General features: G+C 60.5%; 24 protein-coding genes. 13 read left to right on the top strand and 11 right to left on the bottom strand.

What is annotated here, in order from left to right; translation table 11 throughout:
- Nucleotides 1-50: 50 nt before the first annotated feature.
- The 5 genes from BT116_RS12335 to BT116_RS12315 form a co-directional block, all read right to left on the bottom strand.
- On the bottom strand, nucleotides 51-2,093 hold the full coding sequence (locus BT116_RS12335; RefSeq protein ID WP_072343859.1) for a GGDEF domain-containing protein: 2,043 nt from the start codon (nucleotides 2,091-2,093) through the stop codon (nucleotides 51-53).
- Complete coding sequence (locus BT116_RS12330) at nucleotides 2,090-2,968, bottom strand: endonuclease/exonuclease/phosphatase family protein (RefSeq protein ID WP_072343856.1); 879 nt, start codon at nucleotides 2,966-2,968, stop codon at nucleotides 2,090-2,092. Before BT116_RS12330 ends, BT116_RS12335 begins: the two co-directional genes overlap by 4 nt.
- Nucleotides 2,969-2,983: 15 nt before the next feature.
- On the bottom strand, nucleotides 2,984-3,625 hold the full coding sequence (locus BT116_RS12325; protein ID WP_063323617.1) for a thiol:disulfide interchange protein DsbA/DsbL: 642 nt from the start codon (nucleotides 3,623-3,625) through the stop codon (nucleotides 2,984-2,986).
- A 198-nt stretch (nucleotides 3,626-3,823) separates the two neighbouring features.
- Entirely contained in the window at nucleotides 3,824-4,435 is a 612-nt protein-coding gene (locus tag BT116_RS12320) for a c-type cytochrome (RefSeq protein WP_072343853.1), read from the bottom strand.
- A gap of 46 nt (nucleotides 4,436-4,481) precedes the next feature.
- A complete protein-coding gene (locus BT116_RS12315) occupies nucleotides 4,482-4,772 on the bottom strand; it encodes a c-type cytochrome (protein ID WP_003196231.1) in 291 nt (96 codons plus the stop codon).
- A gap of 191 nt (nucleotides 4,773-4,963) precedes the next feature.
- Between BT116_RS12315 and yihA the strand changes: the two genes are divergently transcribed.
- A complete protein-coding gene (gene yihA, locus BT116_RS12310; RefSeq protein WP_003196227.1) occupies nucleotides 4,964-5,605 on the top strand; it encodes a ribosome biogenesis GTP-binding protein YihA/YsxC in 642 nt (213 codons plus the stop codon).
- 424 nt (nucleotides 5,606-6,029) lie between these two features.
- On the opposite strand, the gene polA is transcribed toward yihA, so the two are convergent.
- A complete protein-coding gene (polA, locus tag BT116_RS12305) occupies nucleotides 6,030-8,798 on the bottom strand; it encodes a DNA polymerase I (RefSeq protein ID WP_072343850.1) in 2,769 nt (922 codons plus the stop codon).
- Between the two features lie 74 nt (nucleotides 8,799-8,872).
- On the opposite strand from polA, the gene BT116_RS12300 reads away from it, so the two are divergent.
- Both BT116_RS12300 and BT116_RS12295 read left to right on the top strand, forming a co-directional pair.
- Nucleotides 8,873-9,160 carry a DUF2782 domain-containing protein gene (locus BT116_RS12300; RefSeq protein WP_025211087.1) on the top strand — a complete coding sequence of 96 codons (288 nt, stop codon included), beginning with the start codon at nucleotides 8,873-8,875 and terminating at the stop codon, nucleotides 9,158-9,160.
- A 59-nt stretch (nucleotides 9,161-9,219) separates the two neighbouring features.
- Nucleotides 9,220-10,170 (top strand): homoserine kinase, encoded by a 951-nt coding sequence (locus BT116_RS12295; protein WP_072343840.1) that lies wholly within the window; start codon nucleotides 9,220-9,222, stop codon nucleotides 10,168-10,170.
- 174 nt (nucleotides 10,171-10,344) lie between these two features.
- Here BT116_RS12295 and BT116_RS12290 read toward each other — a convergent pair whose 3' ends face one another.
- Nucleotides 10,345-11,274, bottom strand: a complete 930-nt coding sequence (locus BT116_RS12290) for a zinc ABC transporter substrate-binding protein ZnuA (RefSeq protein WP_072343783.1) — start codon at nucleotides 11,272-11,274, stop codon at nucleotides 10,345-10,347.
- 66 nt (nucleotides 11,275-11,340) lie between these two features.
- On the opposite strand from BT116_RS12290, the gene zur reads away from it, so the two are divergent.
- The 4 genes from zur to BT116_RS12270 are packed head-to-tail and all read left to right on the top strand — an operon-like array spanning nucleotide 11,341 to nucleotide 14,137.
- The gene (gene zur / locus BT116_RS12285) at nucleotides 11,341-11,823 is read left to right on the top strand and encodes a zinc uptake transcriptional repressor Zur (protein ID WP_063323623.1); all 483 of its coding nucleotides are present in this window, start codon (nucleotides 11,341-11,343) and stop codon (nucleotides 11,821-11,823) included.
- On the top strand, nucleotides 11,823-12,605 hold the full coding sequence (gene znuC / locus BT116_RS12280; RefSeq protein ID WP_063323624.1) for a zinc ABC transporter ATP-binding protein ZnuC: 783 nt from the start codon (nucleotides 11,823-11,825) through the stop codon (nucleotides 12,603-12,605). The genes zur and znuC overlap by 1 nt, the downstream gene beginning before the upstream one ends.
- Nucleotides 12,598-13,386, top strand: coding sequence for a zinc ABC transporter permease subunit ZnuB (znuB, locus tag BT116_RS12275; protein ID WP_003196213.1), 789 nt, complete (start codon nucleotides 12,598-12,600; stop codon nucleotides 13,384-13,386). The genes znuC and znuB overlap by 8 nt, the downstream gene beginning before the upstream one ends.
- Nucleotides 13,387-13,423: 37 nt before the next feature.
- Nucleotides 13,424-14,137 (top strand): PA5502 family lipoprotein, encoded by a 714-nt coding sequence (locus tag BT116_RS12270; RefSeq protein ID WP_072343780.1) that lies wholly within the window; start codon nucleotides 13,424-13,426, stop codon nucleotides 14,135-14,137.
- Nucleotides 14,138-14,242: 105 nt separating this feature from the next.
- Here BT116_RS12270 and katE read toward each other — a convergent pair whose 3' ends face one another.
- The gene (katE, locus tag BT116_RS12265) at nucleotides 14,243-16,381 is read right to left on the bottom strand and encodes a catalase HPII (protein ID WP_072343777.1); all 2,139 of its coding nucleotides are present in this window, start codon (nucleotides 16,379-16,381) and stop codon (nucleotides 14,243-14,245) included.
- A 263-nt stretch (nucleotides 16,382-16,644) separates the two neighbouring features.
- On the opposite strand from katE, the gene BT116_RS12260 reads away from it, so the two are divergent.
- The 3 genes from BT116_RS12260 (at nucleotide 16,645) to BT116_RS12250 (ending at nucleotide 19,178) form a co-directional block, all read left to right on the top strand.
- The gene (locus BT116_RS12260) at nucleotides 16,645-17,652 is read left to right on the top strand and encodes a methionine ABC transporter ATP-binding protein (RefSeq protein ID WP_063323627.1); all 1,008 of its coding nucleotides are present in this window, start codon (nucleotides 16,645-16,647) and stop codon (nucleotides 17,650-17,652) included.
- Nucleotides 17,652-18,326 (top strand): methionine ABC transporter permease, encoded by a 675-nt coding sequence (locus tag BT116_RS12255; RefSeq protein ID WP_072343774.1) that lies wholly within the window; start codon nucleotides 17,652-17,654, stop codon nucleotides 18,324-18,326. The genes BT116_RS12260 and BT116_RS12255 overlap by 1 nt, the downstream gene beginning before the upstream one ends.
- A gap of 78 nt (nucleotides 18,327-18,404) precedes the next feature.
- Nucleotides 18,405-19,178, top strand: coding sequence for a MetQ/NlpA family ABC transporter substrate-binding protein (locus tag BT116_RS12250; protein WP_063323628.1), 774 nt, complete (start codon nucleotides 18,405-18,407; stop codon nucleotides 19,176-19,178).
- 493 nt (nucleotides 19,179-19,671) lie between these two features.
- On the opposite strand, the gene BT116_RS12245 is transcribed toward BT116_RS12250, so the two are convergent.
- Nucleotides 19,672-20,031 carry a DUF6124 family protein gene (locus BT116_RS12245; RefSeq protein WP_072343771.1) on the bottom strand — a complete coding sequence of 120 codons (360 nt, stop codon included), beginning with the start codon at nucleotides 20,029-20,031 and terminating at the stop codon, nucleotides 19,672-19,674.
- 692 nt (nucleotides 20,032-20,723) lie between these two features.
- Here BT116_RS12245 and BT116_RS12240 point away from each other — a divergent pair.
- Entirely contained in the window at nucleotides 20,724-21,098 is a 375-nt protein-coding gene (locus BT116_RS12240; RefSeq protein ID WP_083569132.1) for a lysozyme inhibitor LprI family protein, read from the top strand.
- A gap of 167 nt (nucleotides 21,099-21,265) precedes the next feature.
- Here the strand turns inward: BT116_RS12240 and BT116_RS12235 are convergent, their stop codons facing one another.
- On the bottom strand, nucleotides 21,266-21,961 hold the full coding sequence (locus BT116_RS12235) for a glutathione S-transferase (RefSeq protein WP_072343768.1): 696 nt from the start codon (nucleotides 21,959-21,961) through the stop codon (nucleotides 21,266-21,268).
- Between the two features lie 149 nt (nucleotides 21,962-22,110).
- Here BT116_RS12235 and BT116_RS12230 point away from each other — a divergent pair, with 149 nt between their 5' ends.
- Nucleotides 22,111-22,674, top strand: coding sequence for a TetR/AcrR family transcriptional regulator (locus tag BT116_RS12230; protein WP_072343765.1), 564 nt, complete (start codon nucleotides 22,111-22,113; stop codon nucleotides 22,672-22,674).
- Between the two features lie 204 nt (nucleotides 22,675-22,878).
- Nucleotides 22,879-24,003 carry a GGDEF domain-containing protein gene (locus BT116_RS12225; protein WP_072343762.1) on the top strand — a complete coding sequence of 375 codons (1,125 nt, stop codon included), beginning with the start codon at nucleotides 22,879-22,881 and terminating at the stop codon, nucleotides 24,001-24,003.
- A 249-nt stretch (nucleotides 24,004-24,252) separates the two neighbouring features.
- Here the strand turns inward: BT116_RS12225 and BT116_RS12220 are convergent, their stop codons facing one another.
- Nucleotides 24,253-25,041 (bottom strand): SDR family NAD(P)-dependent oxidoreductase, encoded by a 789-nt coding sequence (locus tag BT116_RS12220; protein WP_072343759.1) that lies wholly within the window; start codon nucleotides 25,039-25,041, stop codon nucleotides 24,253-24,255.
- Nucleotides 25,042-25,324: the final 283 nt, after the last annotated feature.

Genomic DNA, 25,324 nt, shown 5'->3' with positions numbered 1-25,324 from the left:
GATGATCCGGTGCGCGCGGCGATATTAAACAAATTGGAACAATTAGCCCCCTAGCCCAATTCCACATGGTTGCGCCCGGAACTTTTCGCCCGATAAAGCGCCTGATCGGCTCTTTTAAGCACCAAGTCGCTGTGTTCGCCGGGTTTGAAAGCGGTCAGGCCGATGGATACCGTCACCGTCACCGGCTCGCCCTTGAAATGAAACGGACAGCCTTCGATGGCCAGGCGCAGCGCCTCGGCCAGCTTGGCGCCAGCAGCCAGGGAGGTATTGGGCACCAGCAGCACAAACTCCTCGCCCCCAAAACGCGCAATGAAATCGCCGCTACGCAGGCGTTTACGCAGGACCGAGGCGATGAGTTTCAACACCCGGTCACCGGCCAGATGGCCATAGTTGTCATTGATGCGCTTGAAATGATCGAGATCGAGCATGGCCAGCAGCAAGCTGTTGCCGTGTTGTTGCCACTGGGCGACTTCATGCTCCAGGCGCTCGGACCAGGCGGCGCGATTGGGCAGCCCGGTGAGCGGATCGATCAGGGCTTTTTGCCGCTGTTCCTCGAGATTCTCCCGCACGACCTGGGCATCCTGCTCCATCAGCGCAACGCGATCGGCCAGGCTTTTCAGGCGAGCCGAGACCTCCTGCTCGCGTTGATCACGTTGCTGGCGGTGGTGGTTCATCGTACCGAGCAAGCCTTCGAGGTGATCCTCGAGCACCTGCTTGAGGCCTTCCAGGTCATCGGCTTCCTTCACGCTGCTTTGCAGGCCGTCCACTTGCTCACGAATCTGGGTGTCCATTTCCCTGGAGGCCGACAGGTTTTCGGCGTGGTCTTCACTGGCGGCCTGCAGGCTGCTCTGGAATGACTCGAGCCGATCGTTGAGGCGCTGCAAGTACGCCTCGAATTCATGCTGGCCGGTGTCCGTGATGGCCAGCATCAGCACGGCCAGGTCATCGAGGATCGGCAGCAATTCGTACCAGTTCAAGCCATTGCGCAGACGCTCACACATGGCTTCGGCTTGTGGTCGATGACGCTCGGGCAAGGTCAGGTCGCCCAAGAGGCCCAACAGCGTGTCTTCGATATGCTTGGCGACCGAACTGTAGGACGGCTCCGGCGAGTCGGGCAGGGCGTACTGGGCGTCAGCCACATCGGCGCCTTCCAGGGGCTCGTCGAGCTCCGCAGGCGGTAGCGAAGGGGCGGGCAGGGCCTGGGTAGGCTCCTCGGGCATCAGCTCGTCGGGATTCTCGAGTGCGGGCGCCACAATCGCGGGTAATTCGGCGAGCGGCGTCGGCAGCGGCGCGGGCTCGGTTGCCTGGTCGTCCGATTCACTGGCGGGCTGAACCACTTCGGCTGCCGGTGCTGGAGCGGGCGCGGGAACGATCTCGATCTGCGGTGCAGTCGGGGCAACCGGTTCGGGCGTTGTCTCCAAGGCGGGCGCTTGCTCCGCCACCGAGGGTGCCGGTGCGACGGGTTCTGCGGCCGTTGCCGGCGCCACGGCTACGGGCAGGGCCATTTCTGACGCAGGTGCCACGCGGGCCTGGGCAGGGTCGTGGGGCTGGGGCGTCGCGTCCTCATGGCCCTGGCCACCAAACAGCCGTTGCAGCAGGCCGGGGCGACTCGGTTCGACAGGGGCATCCAGGGCACTGAGTGCCTTGCCTTGCAAGCCGCTCAGTTCGCTGAGCAGCAGCGGAATCTCCCGAGCCTGGCCGGCCCGATCCTCCAGTTGCTTGGCAAATTTCTTCAGCGGCCGCCTGACTTCCTTGGGCAGCGGCAGGCTCTGCAACTGGGCAACCAGGGCGGTCAACGCGGCGCTCGTCTGCTCGACCCGGGTCTCGCGGCGCTGCTCGGAATCGAGTACGGCTTTCTCCAGGCGCGGCAGCAGGGCAGCGAGGCCGGCATCCATGTCATTGGTGCGCACCACCTCGCGCATCTCTTTCATGCATTGATCGACAGCCCTGTCAGTGCCCTCGGCGGCCAGGGTGCTGCGCACCAGGCCACGACGCAGCAAGTCGAGCCGAGCCTCCCAACGGCGCTCAAGCTTTTCCTGCTGTTCGATACTCTTGAGGTACTTCTCTCTCCAGCGTTCGGCGTCGTCGCTCATTCATCGGATCCGCGAGGTGCAGGACTCAGCGCGGGGAATGCATCGGCCGTGAGCGAACCTGGCAAACGAATTTCTACCGCGACCGGCAGGTGATCGGAAATGGGTTGGGCCAGCACCTCGACGCGTTCGAGGGTCAGGGTCGGGCTCAACAGGATATGGTCCAGGCAGCGCTGGGGGCGCCAGCTGGGGAATGTCGCTTCCAGTTGTGGAGCGAGCAGGCCGAGATCGCGCAGGGGCGAAGTCTGCAGCAAATCGGTGGCATGGGTGTTCATGTCGCCCATCAACACCTGGTGCTTGTAGCCACCGATCAATTCGCGAATGTACGCCAGCTGCATCGTCCGGGTACGCGCCCCGAGCGCCAGGTGCATCATGACCACGACCAGCGCCTCCGGGCCTTCGCCAAAACGCGCCAGGATCGCACCGCGCCCCTTGGGGCCGGGCAACGGGTGATCTTCGATCGCCCACGGACGCAAGCGACTCAACACGCCATTGCTGTGTTGGCCGAGGCGACCGAGGTTGCGATTGAGTTGCTGGTACCAGTAGGGAAAGGCGCCCAATTGGGCCAGGTGTTCCACCTGATTGACGTAGCCTGAGCGCAAGCTTCCGCCGTCGGCCTCTTGCAGGGCCACCAGGTCGAAGTCCTTGAGCAGGTCGCCGATTTTCTGCAGGTTACCGGCACGCCCGGTGTGCGGCAGCAAATGTTGCCAGCCGCGAGTCAGGTAATGCCGGTAGCGCTCAGTGCTGATGCCCACCTGGATATTGAAGCTGAGCAGCCGCAAGCGGCTATCGCCAGGCAGGCCCGCGGACATGACATGATGCTCGTTGACCCGCGGTTCATGCAGGCCAACGATGCGTTCGGTGCTCCAGCGGGCCATGGGCGTGGGCCGCGCTTAGTTGGCAGCAGCCTTGGTGGCCGCTCGCTCTTTGGCGATCAGCTGGTCGGCCAGTTGCAGGGCTTCATTTGCGCCACCGGCGGAGCCGATGTCAAAGCGGTATTTGCCGTTGACGATCATGGTCGGTACACCTGTGATCTCGTATTTCTTCGCCAACTCGCGGGCCTTCTTGATCTGACCCTGGATGGCAAAGGAGTCGAAGGTGGCCAGGAATTTCTCCTTGTCCACACCCTGGGTCGCCAGGAAGTCGGCCATGTCTTCCTTGTCGGTCAGCTTTTTGTGTTCTTTCTGGATCGCGTTGAAAACGGCAGCGTGGACCTTGTGCTCGACGCCCATGGCCTCGAGTGTCAGGAACATCTGGCCGTGGGCATCCCACGGGCCGCCGAACATGGCGGGGATGCGCACGAAGTTAACGTCCGAAGGCAGTTTCTCGACCCATGGGTTGATAACCGGTTCAAAAGCGTAGCAATGCGGACAGCCGTACCAGAACAGCTCCACGACTTCGATCTTGCCAGGCGCCGCCACCGGAACGGGGTTGGTCAATTCGACATAAGGTGCGGCGGGCTTTTCAGCCGCTTGGGCAGTTACGCCGAACAGGCTGGCGGCGACGAGCGCGGCGCTGATGATCAGATTACGCATGCTTTACTCCTGGACAATGAGGGGGCCTCGCGAGGCCTGCTTCTAAGACAGACCGTGGCGGGTTCAAGTTCTCTAGTGTAACGGCAGCGGCCACAAAAAAGGGCGGCCAAAGCCACCCTTTTGATGCTCGCATCGACAGATTAATCGAGCGTTAACGTTGCAAGGGATGTACGCCCCTTGCAACGCCAGCCAAAGGCCTCAGTGCAGGCCCTGGATGTAGCTGGATACCGCAGCGATATCTTCGTCGCTCAGCTTTTTCGCAATGCTCTGCATCGGCTTGGTATCGCCGTCGTTGGTCCGGCCACCCTCTTCTTTGCGGAAGTCGGTCAATTGCTTGCCTACGTACTGGGCATGCTGGCCGCCCAAGTGTGGGAAGCCGGCTGCCGCGTTGCCTTTGCCGTCAGGCGAGTGGCAGCCGGTGCAGGCTGGAAGCCCTTTGTCCAGGTTGCCACCGCGAAAGAGCGCTTCACCACGGGCCACGAGTTTCGGATCGGCAGCGCCGACGCTGCCCTTCTGGCTGGCGAAATACGCCGCGATGTCCGCCAGGTCCTGATCGCTCAGGTTGGTCAGCAGGCCGGTCATTTCCAGCACCGTGCGCTTGCCGGACTTGATGTCGTGCAGTTGCTTGTTCAGGTAACGTTCGCCCTGGCCCGCCAGTTTCGGAAAGTTGGGCGCCATGCTATTGCCATCCGGGCCGTGGCAGGCTCCGCATACGGCCGCCTTCGCCTGACCGGCAGCGGCATCGCCAGCGGCGTGGGCTACGCCGGATATCCCCAAGGTCAACAGCAGACTCACGATCAGTTTGTTCATCAGCTAATCCAACTACGGCTAAGGGTTAAAGAGTTATGGACCGGGTTCACTCGCTCATCCACTGGATGATGGCTCGGTAATCCTCGGCACTGCAGTCCATGCACAAACCACGCGGCGGCATCGCCTTGAAACCCTGGGTCACGTGTTGCACCAGCGTCTCCATACCTTTCGCCAACCTCGGCGTCCAAGCTTCCTGATCGCCCTTGCGGGGCGCCATGGGGAGTTGGCCGGAATGACAGGCACCACAAACACGGTTGTACACAGCTTCCGGATCCTGTGTAGCCTGAGCGCTGTAAAGCGGCATCAAGACACCGGCAGCTAGCAGCCATTTCGTCATAAAACGACCTTTTCAGGGTTGGGAACGAGCTGCGTTCTAACGCGCAATTTCGGTCGGTCGCTCCCGTGAGCTTCATCCTACGCTGGGACAAAGCGCACACAAAATCTGCGGCATTATATACTGGCGTCACTGAAACGGAAACGACACAGCTTGCCGCGTCCATTCCCGACGCCGCCCACATCGGAAATCCCATGCAACTGAAGAACCCCATCCTCGGCCTGTGCCAACAGTCCACCTTCATGCTCAGCGCCGCCAAAGTCGATCAATGCCCAGACGACGAAGGCTTCGAAGTGGCTTTTGCCGGGCGCTCCAATGCCGGCAAATCCAGCGCGCTGAACACCTTGACCCATGCAAGCCTGGCACGCACCTCGAAAACCCCGGGTCGCACGCAACTCTTGAACTTCTTCAAGCTAGACGATGAACGGCGTTTGGTCGACCTGCCCGGCTACGGCTACGCCAAGGTACCGATCCCGCTCAAGCAACACTGGCAGCGTCACCTGGAAGCCTATCTGGGCAGCCGCGAAAGTTTGAAAGGCCTGATCCTGATGATGGACATTCGCCATCCGATGACCGACTTCGACCTGTTGATGCTCGATTGGGCGGTCGCCAGCGGCATGCCGATGCACATCCTGTTGACCAAGGCCGACAAGCTCACCTACGGCGCGGCCAAAAATACCCTGCTCAAAGTGCAGTCGGAAATTCGCAAAGGCTGGGGTGACGCGATCACCATCCAGCTGTTCTCGGCGCCCAAGCGCATGGGCCTGGAAGAAGCCTACACGGTGCTGGCCGACTGGATGGAATTGGCGGACAAGGGCAGCGAAGAGGCCGAATAAGCCAGATCGCAGGCAAAAAAAACCCCGGACTTCTTATGGGGAGGGGGAAGTTCGGGGTCCAAGTTCCGGACCGCTAGGGCGGGGTCCAGATATCTGCCAACACTTAACACAACATAGGAGCATTGAAGGGCTTCACCAGCCATTCAAAATCTCTGAGTGGCATTTGACGGGTTTAGTTCAGATTATTTTTGGAAATAGCCTTAGGAATTTTCCGAACTAACGAACCGGATGATCCGATGTGGCGAGGGGATTTATCCCCGTTGGGCTGCGCAGCAGCCCCAAAAAGGCTGAAAGCAATCAGCCTGACACACCAAGGCCAAGGGTCTTAGGGCTGCTGCGCAGCCCAGCGGGGATGAATCCCCTCGCCACAGGGTTCAACCTGTCCCCGCTCCAGACAGGTCCGTTCAATTCCAGTTGTTACGACTCAATGCGCCTCATCCCAGTTATTGCCCACGCCCACTTCCACCAGCAGCGGCACGTCCAGCGTGGCGGCGGCGCTCATGTGCTGGCGGATTTCCTCGCGCACCTGGTCGACCAGGTCTTCACGCACTTCCAGCACCAATTCGTCGTGTACCTGCAGGATGACTTTGGCATCCAACCCTGACGCGCTCAGCCAGCGATCCACGGCGACCATGGCTTTCTTGATGATGTCAGCCGCCGTGCCCTGCATCGGCGCGTTGATGGCCGTGCGCTCGGCGCCTTTGCGCAGGGCCGGGTTTTTCGCGTTGATGTCCGGCAGGTACAACCGGCGACCGAAAATGGTTTCGACAAAACCTTGCTCGGCCGCCTGGGCGCGGGTGCGTTCCATGTACGCCAGCACACCCGGGTAGCGGGCGAAGTAGCGGTCGATATAAGCCTGGGACTGTTTGCGATCGACGCCGATCTGCTTGGCCAGGCCGAACGCACTCATGCCGTAGATCAAGCCGAAGTTGATCGCCTTGGCGCTACGGCGCTGGTCATGGGTGACCGCGTCCAAGTCGACGCCGAACACCTCGGCGGCCGTGGCCCGGTGCACGTCCAGATCATTGCGAAACGCATGGAGCAGACCTTCATCCTTGGCCAGGTGCGCCATGATCCGCAGTTCGATCTGCGAGTAGTCCGCCGCCAGCAGCTTGTAACCTTTCGGCGCGATGAAGGCCTGGCGAATACGTCGACCTTCGGCCGTGCGGATCGGAATGTTCTGCAGGTTCGGGTCGATGGACGACAGGCGCCCGGTCGCGGCGACGGCCTGTTGATAATTGGTATGGACACGGCCGGTGCGGCTATTGATCTGCTCCGGCAAACGATCGGTGTAGGTGCTCTTGAGCTTGCTCAGCGAGCGATACTGCATCAGCACCTTGGGCAGCGGGTAATCCTGCTCCGCCAGCTCGGCGAGCACCGCTTCGGCGGTGGACGCCTGGCCCTTGGCGGTTTTGCTGAGCACCGGCAAGCCAAGTTTTTCGTACAGGATCACGCCCAATTGCTTCGGCGAACCCAGGTTGAACTCCTCGCCGGCGATGGCAAACGCCTCACGCTCCAGCGCCACCAGTTTTTCTCCCAGCTCGACACTTTGCACACCCAGCAGGTTGGCATCGACCAGCGCCCCCTGGCGCTCGATGCGCGCCAGGACCGGCATCAGCGGCATTTCGATGTCATTGAGCACGGTGCCCAAGCTTGGCGTGGCCGCCAGTTTTTCCTGCAGGGCCTGGTGCAGGCGGAAGGTCACGTCGGCGTCTTCGGCGGCGTAAGGGCCGGCCAGTTCCAGGGATATCTGGTCGAAGGTCAGTTGCTTGACCCCTTTGCCCGCGATGTCCTGGAAATCGGTCTTGCTCTGGCCCAGGTACTTGAGCGCCAGGCTGTCCATGTCGTGGCGGGTCGCGGTGGAGTCCAGCACGTAGGATTCGAGCATGGTGTCGAAGGCGATGCCCTGGACCAGGATACCGTTATTCTGATCGCCATCGATGGCGCAGTTGGCCAGGATGTTGGTTTCGAACTTGGCGTGCTGGCCGACCTTGAGCTTGTTCGGGTTTTCCAGCAGCGGCTTGAGGGCCTTGAGCACCGTGTCGCGGTCCAGTTGCTCCGGCACACCCATGTAGGAATGGGTCAGCGGGATGTAGGCAGCCTCGAAAGGGGCCACGGCGAACGACAAGCCGACGAGTTGCGAATGCTGGGCATCGCCGCCGTTGGTTTCGGTGACGAAGGCAAACAGCGGCGCTTTGTCCAGTTTGGCCAGCCACGCGTCGAAGCGCGCCTGATCGAGGATGACCTCGTACTTGGCCTCGGCCGCGCCGGGCTGTTCTTCGGCAACTTCAACGATCTCCTGACCGGCACGCTTGGCGTCCCGCTGGTTTTCTTCGAACCAGCTCTTGAATTCCAACAACGTGTACAGCTCGGCGAGCTTCTCGTGATCCGGTTGGCCCATTTGCAGGTCGTCGAGGCCGACATCCAACGGTACGTCGGTCTTGATGGTTGCCAACTCGTAGGAAAGCAACGCCATTTCCTTGTGCTCTTCAAGCTTGGCGGCCAGGGTCTTGGCGCCACGGATCGGCAAGGTGGCGACGATGTCCAGTTGCGCGTACAGCTCGGTCAGGCCGCCATTGACGCCCACCAGCAGGCCGGAAGCGGTCTTCGGCCCGATACCCGGAACGCCCGGGATGTTGTCGGAAGAATCGCCCATCAACGCCAGGTAATCGATGATCTGCTCGGGAGCGACGCCAAACTTCTCCTTCACGCCAGCCACGTCCAGGGCGCTACCGGTCATGGTATTGACCAAGGTAATGTGCCCATCGACCAATTGCGCCATGTCTTTGTCGCCGGTGGAGATCACCACCGGACGGTCGGCCGCCGCGCTACTGCGGGCCAGGGTGCCGATCACGTCATCGGCCTCGACGTTGTCCACGCACAACAGCGGGAAGCCCAGGGCCTTGACGCTGGCATGCAGCGGCTCGATCTGCACACGCATGTCGTCGGGCATGCTCGGGCGGTTGGCCTTGTATTCGGCGTACAACGCATCGCGAAACGTCCCACCCTTGGCGTCGAATACGACGGCAAACGGACTGTCCGGATACTGCTTGCGCAGGCTCTTGAGCATGTTCAGCACGCCCTTGACCGCACCGGTCGGCAGGCCTTTGGACGTGGTCAGCGGTGGCAGCGCATGAAAGGCGCGGTACAGATAAGAAGAACCGTCCACCAGGACGAGGGGGGCTTGGCTCATGAGCAGGATCAACCTTTTCGGCGGGTCCGGGGCTAGAATAGCGGGACCGTTGACGACAAAGGGACAAGGTTATCATGCGTACACTAAATCGCCTGTTACTGGCTGGCTTGTTTGCAATCACCCCGTTGGCCGTCATGGCGGCGGACGACGCACCCTCGGCGGACCCGGATGTCACCATCCGCACCGAAGGCGATAAAACCATTCAGGAGTACCGGCAAAACGGCTTTTTGTACGCGATCAAGGTCACACCCAAGAACGGCAAGCCTTATTTCCTGGTGCGGGCCGACGGCAGCGATGCAAACTTCATCCGTTCGGATCAGCCGGATATGCTGATTCCGTCGTGGAAAATCTTTGAGTGGTAATACCGCTCGCGACTTCAACCGGCGCCCGCTGAAGGGCGCCCGTACTGGCAGTTTTAACCATGTCTGTGTTCACGCCCCTGGCTCGGCCCGAGCTGGAAACCTTTCTCGCCCCTTATGGGCTTGGCCGCCTGCTTGATTTCCAGGGGATCGCCGCCGGCAGCGAAAACACCAATTTCTTTATCAGCCTGGAGCAGGGCGAATTCGTCCTGACCCTGGTCGAGCGCGGCCCGGTGCAGGAAATGCCGTTCTTCATCGAACTGCTGGACGTGCTGCATGACGCCGACCTGCCGGTGCCTTACGCCTTGCGCACCACCGACGGCGTGGCGTTGCGGGAGCTGGCGGGCAAGCCGGCGCTGCTGCAACCGCGCCTGGCCGGCAAGCACATCAAGCAGGCCAACACGCAGCACTGCGCTCAGGTCGGCGAGTTGCTGGCGCACCTGCACCTGGCAACCCGCGACAACATGATCAAGCGCAAGACCGATCGTGGCCTGGACTGGATGCAGGAGGAGGGCGCCAAGCTGATCTCGCACCTCGACGCCGAGCCGCGTCAGTTGCTCGAAGCGGCGCTGAATGAAATCTCGTTGCAGAAAGTCGGCATCCTGGCGCTGCCGCGCGCCAACATCCATGCCGATCTGTTCCGCGACAACGCGATGTTCGAAGGCACGCACCTGACCGGGCTGATCGACTTCTACAACGCCTGCTCCGGGCCGATGCTGTATGACGTCGCCATTGCCTTGAACGACTGGTGCTCGGACGACAACGGCGTGCTCGATGGACCCAGGGCGCGAGCGCTGCTGGGCGCCTATGCGACGCTGCGACCGTTTACCGCCGCTGAGGCGCAACTGTGGCCGACCATGCTGCGCGTGGCGTGCGTGCGGTTCTGGCTGTCGCGGTTGATCGCTGCTGAATCCTTTGCCGGGCAGGATGTGTTGATCCACGACCCGATGGAGTTCCAGCAGCGCTTGGCGCAGCGGCAGACGGTTCACGCGTTGCTGCCGTTCGCCCTGTAACAGCAGACAAGCGCGAAGCGGGCTGCTCTTGTGGCGAGGGGATTTATCCCCGCTGGGCTGCGAAGCAGCCCCATGCTTTGGATCTGACGGACCGCGGCGGAAGATATTTCTTGGGGCCGCTACGCGCCCCAGCGGGGATAAATCCCCTCGCCACAGGTTTGTGCATCGACGGGGTTATAGCGACTCCAGGCACCCCGCCAGATCATTGCCCAACTTCTCCAACAACTGCTCATATCCCTGCGCCGTCGCCGGGGTATAGCCGCCCAGTGCATCGAGCTCCGCCAGCTTCACCGGCAACCCGGCCACCAGGGTTTCGGCCAGGCGCGGGCGCAGGGGCGGTTCGCTGAACACACAGGTCTTGCCCACGGCCTGCAAGCGCGTGCGCATTGCCGCCACATGCTGGGCACCAGGCTGGACTTCGGCGGCCACAGCGAACACCCCGGCGTGCTTGAGGCCGTAGTTGTCTTCGAAATAGTCGAACGCCTCGTGGAAGACGAAATAAGGCTTGCCCGCGACCCCGACCAGGCGCGCCTTGAGGCGTGTGTCCAAAGCATCGAGACGCTGGTTGAAGCCCTTGAGGTTGCTTTGATAACGGGCCGCGTTGGCCGGATCCGCCGCGCTCAGGTCGGCCGCCATTTTGGCGGCGATCACCCGCGCATTGAGCGGCGAGAGCCACAAGTGGGCATCCACGGTGCCAGGGCGATGGTCGTGATCGTGTTCGTCGCCGTCATGGCCATCGTCCTCGTGGGACGCGCTGTCCTGGGCGAAGTGACGTAACTTGAGCCCCGGCAAATCCTGGATGGCGACGGAGGGCAGCGTGCGACCGTTGAGCACCCGCGGCAGAAAGCCTTCCATATCGGGGCCGATCCAATAAAGCAGGTCCACCGACTGCACCTTGCGAACATCCGATGGCCGCAACGCATAGTGATGCGGCGAAGCCCCTGGCGGCAGCAACACCTCTGGAACGGCTACGCCATCCTGCACAGCGGCGGCAATCAGTTGCAGCGGCTTGATGCTGGTGAGCACCTTGACCTCGGCCTGGGCCGGGCCAATCAGTAGAAAACTTGCGACAAAAGCGACAAAGAGCGAAAAAAATCGGGACACGATGACCACTCGTAGAGGCGAGAACGGGTAACATAATAACGTCTCTCACTAAACTCGTCGCTGCCCATGCCTATTACACCCCTTGCCAGTCGTCCCCACGATCACTCCCACTGCGTGCACAGCGCGCTGTCCGAGGCCGACGCCATCTGCGCGCGCCAAGGGTTGCGCCTGACCGCCCTGCGTCGGCGCGTGCTGGAATTGGTCTGGCAAAGCCACAAGCCACTGGGCGCCTACGACATCCTCGCCGTGCTCAGCGAGCAGGACGGCCGCCGCGCCGCACCGCCGACGGTCTACCGGGCGCTGGATTTCCTCTTGGAAAACGGCCTGGTGCATCGCATTTCATCGCTGAACGCCTTCGTCGGCTGCAACCACCCGGAGCACGCCCACCAAGGCCAGTTCCTGATCTGTCGGCAATGCCACGCCGCCATCGAGCTGGAACAGAAGTCCATCAGCGATGCCATCATCGCCAGCGCCAAGGACGTCGGCTTCGTGGTCGACACCCAGACCGTCGAAGTGGTCGGTCTCTGCTCCGGCTGCCAGGGGGCCTGATGAGCAATGCGTTGATCCGCCTCGAACAGGTGGCCGTGACGTTCGCCGGGCAGAGCGTGCTGGACAACATCCACCTGAGCGTCGAGCCGGGGCAGATCGTGACCTTGATCGGTCCCAACGGCGCCGGCAAGACCACCCTGGTGCGCGCCGTGCTGGGCTTGCTCAAGCCCGACAGCGGCAGCGTCTGGCGCAAGCCCAGGTTGCGCGTCGGCTATATGCCGCAAAAACTTCACGTCGATCCGACGCTGCCGCTGTCCGTGCTGCGCTTCCTGCGCCTGGTGCCTGGCGTGGACCGCGCCCGCGCCTTGGCCGCGCTCAACGAAGTCGGCGCCGAACAGGTGATCGACAGCCCGGTGCAAAGCGTCTCCGGTGGCGAGATGCAACGCGTGCTGTTGGCCCGTGCCCTGCTGCGTGAGCCTGAATTGCTGGTGCTCGACGAGCCGGTGCAAGGCGTCGATGTGGCGGGGCAAGCCGAGCTGTACAGCCTGATCACGCGCTTGCGCGACCGCCACGGCTGCGGCGTGCTGATGGTGTCCCACGACCTGCACCTGGTGATGAGCACCACCGACCAGGTGGTCTGCCTCAATCGCCACGTCTGCTGTTCCGGGCATCCCGAGCAAGTCAGTGGCGATCCGGCTTTCGTCGAGTTATTCGGAAAAAACGCACAAAGCCTGGCGATTTATCACCATCACCATGACCACGCCCATGACCTGCATGGCTCGGTGGTCAGCGCCCCTTCCGCTTCCAATCATGTTCATGGAGATGGCTGCAAGCATGGCTGATTTTCTGTTGTACGCCCTGCTCGCAGGCCTGGCACTCGCCTTGGTCGCCGGCCCCCTGGGTTCGTTCGTGGTCTGGCGGCGCATGGCCTATTTCGGCGACACCTTGTCCCACGCCGCATTGCTCGGCGTGGCCTTGGGGTTCCTGCTGGATGTCAGCCCGGCGGTAGCAGTGACCGTCGGTTGCCTGTTGCTGGCGGTGGTCCTGGTGACCCTGCAACACCGCCAGCCGCTGGCGTCCGACACGTTGTTGGGCATTCTCGCGCCGAGCACCTTGTCCCTCGGGCTGGTGGTGCTGAGCTTCATGCATGACGTGCGCATCGACCTGATGGCCTATCTGTTCGGCGACCTGCTGGCGATCAGTCCGACGGACCTGTCGTGGATCCTCGGCGGCAGCGCCGCGGTGCTGCTGTTGCTGGTGGCACTCTGGCGTCCCTTGCTGGCCGTCACTGTGCACGAGGAGCTGGCCCGGGTGGAAGGCCTGCCTGTGCTGGGGTTGCGACTGGCACTGATGCTGCTGATTGCGGTGGTCATCGCGGTGGCGATGAAGATCGTCGGGGTGTTGCTGATTACGTCATTGCTGATCATCCCGGCGGCTGCGGCACAGCGTCACGCCCGCTCACCCGAGCAAATGGCCCTGGGCGCGAGCCTGCTGGGCATGCTCGCGGTGTGTGGCGGCCTGGCACTTTCCTGGTTCAAGGACACCCCGGCCGGCCCATCGATCGTGGTCAGCGCCGCCGCGCTGTTTCTGCTGAGTTTTGTCCTACCTCGTCGAGGGGTGTAGACTTGCTCGCTTTTTGCGCAAATAGAGAGTCGCAGGAATGAAGCCGTTCGCCTCCCGTTATCTGCTCCTTGTCGCGTTTTCCCTGCTGCTGGGCGCCTGCCAGAGTACGCCGCCGGTCACCGAGGCTCCCGATACCCGGGGCCCGGCCATCGCGCAGCTTGAGCAAAGCCTTGCCAGCAATGAGCTGGCCACCGCCGAAGACCAGTTGGCCGCCTTGCAAGCCCAGTCACCCGAAGACCGGTCGCTGGAACCCTATCAGCGGCAACTGGCCGAGGCGTATTTGCGCCGCAGCCAGATCGATCTGCAAAAAGGCGATGTCAACGCCGCCGCCACCGCCCTGAGTCGTGCCCGAGCCTTGATGCCCAAGGCCCCAGCGCTCACCGGCGAGGTCAACAGCGCCATTGCCGAAGCCCGCAAGGCCGACCTGGATAAAGCCGAGGCCGACCTCAAGGCCGCCGAAGCCAAACCGGTCGCCAAAGTGATCGACCCGAGCGCCCCCAGCACCACAGTTGCGCTCAACCTAGCCGATATACAGCAAATGCGTCGGCAACTGGATGCCATCGCCGCCGACGTGGTGAATTATCAGTGTGACGTCAGCATCCAGGCGCCGCGCACCGATGATTATCCGTGGTTGGCGACGTTGCTGACCAAGCGGGTCAAGAAACTGGACCCGGGGTTTGATTTGAAGCTGCAAAAGCAGATTTTGCGCAGTGTGCCGGCGCAGATGGTGCTGACACCGCGTAAGCCCTAAAAAGCATCGCGAGCAGCTCGCTTCCACTAGGGCTAGGTGTCGATCACTAAACCCATGTGGGAGCGAGCTTGCTGGCGATAGCGCCCTACCAGACAACAAATCTCTTTAGGCTGGAACCGCCTTAGCCTTAGCCTCCCGCGCCCAGACCCGATGCTGAGCAATCGCCGCGAAAAACCGCGAAAAACCGCTCGTATCCGCGTCTTCGATCAATCCCGCATCCACCTCCAGCTTCAACTCCACCAACAACTGCCGGGCCTCACCATGAAGCCCAATGGCTTTCAGATGCTTGTAGGCCTCCAGCACGTAATGCAACGCCACGCCGTCGCGACTCAAGGCCTTGATCGACTCCGCCCCACCCGGCACGAACACCGCGTCAAAGGCAATCGACGGCAACCCCTCCATGGACGCATCCACCGCCAACGTTTTCCCATCGGCCGTGGTCACCGGTGCGGAAGTCGGCCCCAGCACTTTGGCGTGGGCGCCCTCGGCCTTCAGCGCCTTCTTGAGGGCACCGATGATCGCTGCATCGACACCGTTAGCCACCAGCACCGCCACTTTTCGCGTCTTGATGTCTCCGGACAGCAGATTCGCCTGGCTCAAGGCCGGAGACTGCTCCAGCGACGGCGTTGGCACATCGACGGTGCCCGCGGTAGGCGCCGGCAACCCGAGGTTTTTCGCCACTCGCCCGGCCAGTTCCAGGTCGATATTGGCGAGGATCTCATTGACCTGCCGCGCCCGGATGAACTCACGCCCCACCTTGCCCAGCTCGAAACTGTAGGCCGCGATGATGTGCTCTTTTTCATGGGCACTCATGCTTCTGTAGAACAGCCGCGCCTGGGAGAAATGGTCGGCGAACGAATCGCTGCGTTGGCGGATCTTGTAGGCATCGATGCGCTCTGGATAACTTTCGAAGCCGCCGTCTTCCGGGCCGGGCGGGGTTTCCTTCGGCCAGCCGCCATCGATGGAATTCGGCTCGTAGGACGCACGCCCCTTGTCGATGGTGGTGCGGTGCATCGCATCACGCTGGCCGTTGTGCACCGGCGTGATCGCCCGGTTGATCGGCAGTTCATGAAAATTCGGTCCACCGAGTCGGCTGATCTGCGTATCGGTGTAGGAAAACAGCCGCCCTTGCAGCAACGGGTCATTGGAAAAGTCGATGCCCGGCACGATGTGCCCGGGGCAGAACGCAACCTGCTCGACTTCGGCGAAGAAGTTGTCCGGGTTACGGTTCAGCACCATCTTGCCCAGGGGCGTGATGGGCACCAGCTCTTCAGGGATGATCTTGGTCGGGTCGAGCAGGTCGAAGTCGAATTTATGCTCGTCTTCCTCGGCGACGATCTGCACGCCGAATTCCCATTCCGGGTAGTCACCCATCTCGATCGACTCCCAGAGATCGCGACGGTGGTAGTCGGTATCCTTACCCGCCAACTTCTGGGCTTCGTCCCATACCAACGAGCAGGTGCCGACCGTAGGGCGCCAGTGGAATTTGACGAAGCTGCTTTTGCCTTCGGCGTTGATCATGCGGAAGGTGTGCACACCGAAACCCTGCATGGTGCGTAGGCTTTTTGGAATGGCCCGGTCAGACATCGCCCAGATCACCATGTGAGCCGATTCCGGCACCAGCGAGACAAAATCCCAGAACGTGTCGTGGGCCGAGCCGCCTGTAGGAATTTCGTTATGGGGCTCGGGTTTTACCGCGTGGACAAAGTCCGGAAACTTGACCGCGTCCTGAATGAAAAACACCGGCATGTTGTTGCCCACCAGGTCGAAGTTGCCTTCGTCGGTGAAAAACTTCACCGCAAAGCCACGCACGTCCCGCACGGTGTCGCCGGAGCCGCGTGGGCCTTGCACAGTGGAAAAACGCACGAACACTGGGGTTTTCTTGCTCGGATCTTGTAGGAAACCGGCCTTGGTCAATGCCGAATGCGCATCGTAGCTCTGAAAATAACCATGGGCGCCGGTCCCGCGGGCGTGGACGATGCGTTCCGGAATGCGTTCATGGTCAAAGTGCGTGATTTTTTCACGCATGATGAAATCTTCCAGCAGCGAAGGTCCGCGGGGGCCGGCGCGCAGGGTGTTCTGGTTATCGGCGATCTTCACGCCCTGGTTGGTGCGCAACGCCTGTTCGGTGGCGTCGGAGCGAAACTGTTCCAGGCTCTCGAGCTTGGCGTTGGTGTTGCCGCGATCCAGCGTGTCGGTCCCGGCCAGTTGGCTCTTGTTGACCGTGGGCTTTTTGATACTCATCAGGCATGACTCCTCTTTGCGTTCCTCGCCGGGGCCAGGAATCTGAGTTCGATACCGCAGGTGCATGACCCCGGCATTTCGAGTGGCTTAATGAGTGACCGATGCCGTTTGGCCGTGTTCCTTTTTTATGGCCTTTGATCGCGTTATTGCCAAATGACAGGTCTGATCGCAAATAAATGCTAAGAACCTCTATACGGACAGGCTAAAATGCGCGCCCGGCTAACCGCTGATCCTTTTCCAACGCGCCCCACAAGGTTCGCTACGTGATCGAGTTTCAAGACGTCCATAAAACCTACCGAGTCGCCGGTAGGGATATCCCCGCCCTGCATCCGACCAGTCTGACGATTGAGAACGGTCAGGTCTTCGGCCTGATTGGCCATTCCGGTGCGGGAAAAAGTACCTTGCTGCGCCTGATCAATCGCCTGGAAGATTCCACTGGCGGCAAGATCATCGTCGACGGCGAGGAAGTCACCGCCCTGGACGCCAGCGGCCTGCGCCGCTTCCGCCAGCAAGTCGGGATGATTTTCCAGCACTTCAACCTGCTGGCGTCCAAGACCGTGGCCGACAACGTGGCGCTGCCACTGACGTTGGCCGGCGAATTATCCCGCAGCGAAATCGACCAGCGCGTCGCCGAGTTGCTGGCGCGGGTGGGCCTGTCCGACCACGCCAGGAAATACCCGGCGCAACTGTCCGGCGGCCAGAAGCAGCGCGTCGGCATTGCCCGGGCCCTGGCGACCAAACCCAAGATCCTGCTGTGCGACGAAGCCACCAGCGCCCTCGACCCACAGACCACCGCCTCGGTGCTGCAACTGCTGGCGGAAATCAACCGCGAGCTGAAGCTGACCATCGTGCTGATCACCCATGAAATGGACGTGATCCGCCGGGTTTGCGATCAAGTGGCGGTGATGGATGCCGGCGTGATCGTCGAGCAAGGCCCGGTGGCCGAGGTGTTCCTGCACCCCAAGCACCCGACCACCAAGCGTTTTGTCCAGGAAGACGAGCAGATCGACGAAAGCGAACAGCGCGACGATTTCGCCCACGTGCCCGGGCGCATCGTGCGTCTGACGTTCCAGGGCGACGCGACCTACGCGCCATTGCTCGGCACCGTCGCCCGGGAAACCGGCGTGGACTACAGCATCCTGGCCGGTCGTATCGACCGCATCAAAGACACCCCCTACGGGCAACTGACCCTCGCCATCACCGGCGGTGACATGGAGGCGGCGTTCGCCCGCTTCACCGCGGCCGATGTCCACATGGAGGTGCTGCGCTAATGGAACTGATGAGTTCGTTCTTCTCCAACATCGACTGGCTGGAAATCTGGCTGGCCACCGGCGACACCTTCCTGATGCTGTTCGGTTCGCTGCTGTTCACCGTGCTGCTCGGCCTGCCCCTGGGCGTGTTGCTGTTCCTCTGCAGCCCGCGCCAGTTGCTCGAAGCCCGCGGCGTGTACGCGCTGCTGTCGCTGATCGTGAACATCCTGCGTTCGCTGCCGTTCATCATCCTGTTGATCGTGATGATCCCGTTCACGGTATTGATCACCGGCACCTCCCTGGGCGTGGCCGGCGCGATCCCACCACTGGTAGTCGGCGCCACACCGTTCTTCGCCCGCCTGGTGGAAACCGCCCTGCGCGAAGTCGATCGCGGCATCATCGAAGCGACCCAGGCCATGGGCGCCACCACGCGGCAGATCATCGTCAATGCCTTGCTGCCGGAAGCCCGTCCAGGCATTTTTGCCGCGATTACGGTGACAGCGATTACGCTGGTGTCCTACACGGCGATGGCCGGTGTGGTCGGCGCCGGTGGTTTGGGCGACCTGGCGATCCGCTTCGGCTACCAGCGTTTCCAGACCGACGTCATGGTGGTCACGGTGGTGTTGCTGCTGGTGCTGGTCCAAGTCCTGCAAACCGTGGGCGACAAACTGGTTGTGCATTTCTCTAGAAAATAAGGCCTCGCGCCAATAAACCACGAGCCGGCCATTCGCTGGCAGGCGCCGAGAGCAGGCGCCTCAAAAGGAGTTAGCTGAATGAAGAAACTACTGGTTGCCTTCGCTGCTGCCGCAGCGTTTTCCGCCCACGCCGCCGACACCCTGACCGTCGCGGCCACACCGGTGCCGCACGCGGAAATCCTCGAATTCGTCAAACCAGCCTTGGCCAAAGAAGGCGTCGACCTCAAGGTCAAGGTCTTCACCGACTACATCCAGCCGAACGTACAGGTTGCGGAAAAGCGCCTGGACGCCAACTTCTTCCAGCACCAGCCGTACCTGGATGAATTCAACAAGGCCAAGGGCACGCACCTGGTGAGCGTGGCCGGTGTGCACCTGGAACCCCTGGGCGCGTACTCCAGCAAGTACAAGGCACTTACAGAATTGCCAGGCGGCGCCAACGTGGTGATCCCGAACGACGCCACCAATGGCGGCCGTGCGCTGTTGCTGCTGGCGAAGGCTGGGGTGATCAAGTTGAAGGATTCGAACAACATCCTGTCGACCACCAAGGACATCGTTGAGAACCCGAAGGATCTCAAATTCCGTGAACTGGAAGCGGCGACCATTCCGCGGGTGCTGACCCAGGTGGATCTGGCGTTGATCAATACCAACTACGCGTTGGAGGCGAAGCTTGATCCTTCCAAGGATGCGCTGGTTATCGAAGGTAGCGACTCGCCGTATGTGAATATTCTGGTGGCTCGTGAGGATGACAAGGACAGTGAGGCGATGAAGAAGTTGGTTGCTGCGCTGCACACGCCGGAAGTGAAGGCTTTTATTCTTGAGAAGTACAAAGGCGCGGTTTTGCCGGCGTTTTGATCTGATCGGGTGGTGAAAAAACGGGGCTGCGTGGGAATGCAGGCCCGTTTTTTTTGCTTGGAAATATGCGGCGTTACGGAAAGGCCCTCAGGATCATGGGCATCCATCACCGTGATTGACATAGCGATTGTTCCGCAATAATGATTGTCCCAACGCATGAGGGTGTGACTCTCGTGCCTACCTTCCGAGGCCCGCTTGAGAGAAATCTCTGCGGGCTTTCGTGTTTCTATGACAAGGAATCCGGTCGCTATGACGCATTACGTCGCGTACCTGGACGAATTCGGGCACCTCGGCCAGTACGTCTCATGCCACCATCCAAGGTACACAACGCCTCCCGCTTTCGGGTTTGCGGGCCTGATTCTGCCGGCTACCGAAGTCCGCAAGTTCGCAATCTACTTATGCCCCTCATGATTTTTGTTCCCTTGAAACGAGCACAAATAAAGCACACCCAACATAGGATGCCGGGTGTGCTTTTTGAGAGGACGTTTATCTGCTATCGCGGATCAACGTTATCCAACACCCGATTCGCCAGCAATGAACTCAATTCGATCAATTGCTGTATACCGAGAGCAATATGACGGCGAGGGCCTTCCAGGTCGAAGGCCAGGTTGCTGACCATCGCGTCGGCTGCCGCCAAGGTTTCGCTGAGGTTCGCGAGGAGGGATTCGTTGTCGGCGTTTTTTGCGACAGTGAAGAGTTGGCCCGGTTGGGACGCATCTTCGGATTTTTCCGGTTTTGGTAGCAGGTAGTGATCCAAGACGCGTTTGGTGGCTTCGTCGTGCTTTTTGGCTTTGGATTTGATGTGCGGTGGGGCTTGGTCCGTTTCCGGAGGGTTTGGAGTTATTTTGAACATAAGCTGGAATCCTCGAGTTAGGCCGCGACCTCTTCCCTACTAAAAGAAGGGTGGCGGCTGTACGCAGGTTAGTAGACCGGGGATTCCAGCATTGCCGGCGCGCCGAAGCGCCCTGCGCACAGCCACCATCAAGGACAGGAATTGGAACACCTGCCTGAGTGGAGAGCTCATGCATCTTGCGGAAAACCTCGGGCTACTAAACCCGACCACTGATGGGCAGTGGCAGGGAAACGATAGAACCCGGGGACAAGGCGCACAAGCGGGCGGATTCTGGCGTAGTTGTAGGCAAAGGCGCAAGGTTGGGTAGCCTGGTGGAAGGGTTGGGGTTGGAGGATAAACGGGCGGCGTTTATTACCTGTAGTTCGGGGATAGAGGGGGGCTTGCGAATGGGCGGCGTGGCTGGTGGGGTTGGTCTGTAGGAATGTGTTTGGCTGGTTTGGGGCTGCTGCGCAGCCCAGCGGGAGCAAGCTCCCTCGCCACGGGGATTGGGGGGGTAGAGGAAGTGGGGGCAGTCGCATCGGGGGATGCGATGCAGCCTTTTTCAGCAATTACTTACTCCCGACCCCCTGTCAGGATTCGCCCATTGTCCGGACCGAATGAACCATAGGATCTGCTTCATTGTTCTACAACCCCCATGATAAATTCCCCGCCGCGACCTCTAATCAATAGAGGGCATTCAGGGAGAGAAGTAAGTGATCAAGTCTTTGTTGGTTGGGACATTGCTGGCAATGGCATCAGCATCGGCATCTGCGATGAGTTGCGATAATCCTAGAAACGCCTATGACAGGACCTATTGCGCGTCGCTGAAAATGGTTCAGTCGGATCAGGAAATCAACGAGCAGTACAAGAAGACCATGAGTGCCCTGAACCCGGATCAAAAGAAAAAAGTGAAAGCTGCTCAGATCCAGTGGATCAAAAATCGTGACAGCGCCTGTTCCAACGATGGCCTGCTCTACCTGGACTGTGCCAATGAGAAGACCGAGGCGCGTATCGTCATACTCAAGGCTGTCGAGCGTGAGTGCCGTGCTGCCGGTTGCGACGACGCCAAGCTGTCGCAAGTCGAGTAACCCGTAAACAACGTCGGGCTTGCAGTCGTATCCCACGAAAACCCGACGTAAAGCGTCGGGTTTTTCTTTGGCGTGTTCACCCGTCATCCAACAGCCGATTCGCCAGCAACGAACTCAACTCGCCCTTGCCCTTTTTCATGCCTGGCGCAGGCGAGTCATGATCAGTGCTACGCAGCACCGCGCTCGACCATGGCACGCCATGCCTGGACGCTGGAGCGTTCCTCCATCCTGGCATGCCATGCTCGAAGCGCCACGCACTCTTCAGGCACGGCGAGTTGCACCAACGAGGCGAAGATCATGCCGCCCAGTACCGCAATGTCGGCCATCGAAAACTTGTCGCCCGCCACAAAGGGCCGGTCTTTGAGAAGGTTGTCGAAATAGCGCATGCCCCTGATCGCCTTATCGCGCATCCGGGCGCCCCACTCGGCATTCTGGTACAGCTCGACATCGGGCCCGAGGCCCGGCGTGGCATGGTGGAAGTACGCGCTGACGGCATCGAGAAACTCGATCTCGGCACGCTTGGTCATCATGTGGATGATGCCTTTCTCAACAGCCGTTTCGCCCGTCAACGTCGGATGACCGTCCAGGCTATCCAGGTACTGGGTGATCGCCGTGCACTCGGCGATCCGCGTCCCATCGTTCAGCTCCAGCACGGGCAGTGTCCCGGAGTAATTGATGGCCAGGAACTCGGGTTGCTTGTGCTCGCCGGCCCAGAGATTCACCGGTACGAATTCGATGTTCGGCAGCAATCCTTTTTCCGCCAGCGCAATGCGGACGCGGGCGGGGTATGGGCCGTTGAACCAATCGTAGATTTTCATCGTAGGAACAGTGGAAACGTCAACGCGCTGCTGTGAAGAAGTCATGATTCAATCACCTGCCTGTCAATTGGTAGGCAAAGATTGAGCCGACACTCAGGTGCTGTCAATCCCCTACCTGTCAATTGGCAGGTAAACAGCTCTGGGCGTAGAATCGCGGTTACCTGAGAATCGAAATCTCGAAATGAGGCTGCAACGTGAACGAAAATGCTCGAGAAGCCATCTTGGCGGCAGCGAAATCCGCTGCCCAACTGCACGGTTACAGCGGTATCAATTTCCGTAGCATTGCCGACCAGGTGGGTATCAAGAACGCCAGCATTTACTACCACTTTCCGAGCAAGGCAGGCCTGGCTGCGGCGGTCGCTGAGCGCTACTGGCAGGACGCGCTGCGAGTGCTTGAAGGGATACGCGCCGCCAATGTCGATCCAAAGAAGTGCCTGCAGCTGTACCCATCCCTTTTTCGAAAGTCGCTTGAGGACGGCAACAGGCTTTGTCTGTCCAGCTTCATGGCAGCCGAATACGAAGACCTTCCCGATGAAGTATCGCGAGAGATCAGGGCTTTTGCGGACGTTAACGTGGCGTGGCTCGCCCAGGTACTGGCAGATGCTGGAACAGGTAGCGCAGAAGAATGTGAACGCCGAGCGCGGGCCATTTATACCGCTGTTGCGGGTGCTCAGTTAATTGCGCGGACTCGAGCGGATGTCGGTCTGTTCGATGATTTGATATCGAGCTACCGGGAAGCGGGGTTGATTCCAGCCTGATTGCTCGTTTCTTAGGCTATGACACGGTTGGTCTGTTGGAATGCTTGGGGCTGCTTCAGCCCAGCGGGAGCAAGCTCCCTCGCCACGGGGGTGTTCCTGCATAGCATTTGGGGAGAAATCCCCTCGCCACAGTAATTCAGTTGTTTACGGTAATAGCAGGGTGCCACAATCGTTTCTTTGTTGCGTCATAACCAGGTGGTTCAAATGTATGGCCCAAGATTGCGCAATGGCCAGGATTTTGTAATAGCCGAGCAGGTGCGCACCGACCGATTGCAGCAGCTGTTTCGCCAATCCGTATCTGCGGTTTTTGGTAGTTACCTCGCTGCCATCATGCTGAGTTGGCTGTGTTGGGATCGTTTTGATCACGACGCTATTTTTTGGTGGATGGCCATTCTGACCGCATCGACGCTGTTGCGTATCGCGATGTTCGTTGCCTATTTCCGCAGCGACGAAAGTCAGCGCACGCCTCGACATTGGGAGCGCAAATACTGGGTCACACTGGTGCTATCCGCCAGTATCTGGGGTGGCGGGGCGTTCGTTCTCATGCCGGCGGACGATCTGTTGTCACAGGCGTTGGTCATGCTCTTTACAGTCGGCATGTCCGTTAGTGCGGTGTCCTGCTACTCGGCCTATCGCGATATGACACTGGTCTCCATTGGCGTGGTGCTGTTGCCGTGCACGATCTGGCTGCTGTTTCAACCCTCCCCGATTCAAGTCGGCATGGCCCTTTCGATTCTGGTGTTCGCGGCATTTGCGGCCCGCGCCACGCACAAAATGTCCCAGGCACTGGAAATCGCCTTTCGACTCACCCGTGAAGTGGAACAGGCGAATAGCATTTCAACCCGCGCCGCTCAAACCGACGAACTGACCGGCCTGAAGAGTCGAAGGGCGTTTTTCGAGCATGCCCAGCAGCTTTACGACGAATGTAAGGCCAAGCGGCAAGGGTTGTGCGCGGTGATGTTGGACATGGATCACTTCAAGCACATCAACGACACCTACGGCCATCAGGTCGGCGATCAGGTTTTGCGCCAGATGGGGGCGATCATCAGTTCGTCATTTCGGGCAACGGATATCCACGGTCGGCTCGGGGGCGAAGAGTTCGCCATTCTGCTCCCGAACACTTCCATTGAGGTTGCCACCCAGATTGCAGAACGGCTCATCGATACGATTGCGGGCTTGATGATCGAGCCTGTCCTCTGCATATCAGCCAGCCTCGGCGTCGCGTCGACGGAGGCCTGTAATAAGGATCTTCACAGCTTGATGAACGATGCGGATAAAGCCCTGTACCGGGCGAAGGCGTTGGGGCGTAATCGAGTGGCTGTTGCCTAGTCGGGTTTGCTTTTCATCATCAGACGAAGTTTGATCGATGCATCCCGTGACGCTCTGCGTCACCTTGCGGAAGCGGAACGCGGAGCGTCCCTGACGGCATCCCCACGCAGGCGCGCGGGAACGATCGAGCCCCGTGCTGCCCGGCAACTCGTGGCGAGGGAGCTTGCTCCCGCTCGGCGGCGCAGCCGTCGTCAATCGGCCTGCGCGATTTGCCTGGAAGCAGGCTCCCACTTTTAGCAATGCACTGCGCTAAATGATGCTATCCACCACCCCACCATCAACCCGCAACGCGGCGCCAGTGGTGGCCGAGGCCTGTTCCGAGCTGGCGTAGATGATCATGTTGGCGACTTCCTCGACGCGTGCCGCGCGCTGGATGATCGAGGTGCTGCGGTGCTCATTGACGAAATCCGCCGCGACCTTTTCCAGGCTGTCCCCGGTGCGCTCGACGTCTGCCTGGAGCATCTGGGCAACCCCTTCGGACAGCGTCGGCCCAGGCAGCACCGAGTTCACCGTAACGCCTGTACCAGCCAGGCGCTTGGCCAGGCCACGAGCGATGGACAGTTGGGCGGTCTTGGTGAAGCCGTAGTGAATCATGTCGGCAGGAATGTTCACGCCCGACTCCGACGAAACAAACACAATCCGCCCCCAACCCCGCTCGACCATGCCCGGCGCGTAGGCCCTGGAAACCCGCACGCCGGACATTACGTTGGTTTCGAAGAAGCGCTGCCATTCGCTGTCCGGCGTTTCGAAAAAGTCTTCCAGTTTGAAAATGCCCAGATTGTTGATGACGATATCGAAGCGTGGGTATTTGGCGATCAGTGCCTCGCAGCCCGGCGCGTTGCTCAGATCGCCAACAAAGCCATCGGCTCTTGAAGCGAGGGCGCCCAAGCGCTGCAACGCGTCCTCCACGCTGCTCCCACTGCGACCGTTGATAACCACGTGGGCGCCGGCCTCGAGGAAGCCTTTGGCTGTGGCAAAACCGATACCGCTGGTGGAACCGGTGACGAGGACGTGACGGCCGGTGAAGTCGATTTTCATGGGAGGGACTCCTTATGAATGAACCAGAGGGTGTGCGATATGGCTGGACGGTTATCCGAAGGATTTAGGCATGGATTTGCCATCGCAACGTCATCGATATCGCAAGCCTTTAATCATGGACACAATTGTGGCTTTGCGCTCGTTCATCGTTTTTGTACCGGATGGCACTCCTCTTTTTTCCTGCCCTTGACCGATTAGGATAAGCGTCCTACGATCCGATCCAACGATTAGGGCAGCCGTCCTAATTTCCATTCGAAGCAATCGGACGCATCTGGATGGCTGA

Source organism: Pseudomonas sp. NFACC16-2 (assembly GCF_900119205.1).
Taxonomy (GTDB): domain Bacteria; phylum Pseudomonadota; class Gammaproteobacteria; order Pseudomonadales; family Pseudomonadaceae; genus Aquipseudomonas; species Aquipseudomonas fluorescens_Q.
This window is presented reverse-complemented; position numbering and strand designations above follow the sequence as displayed.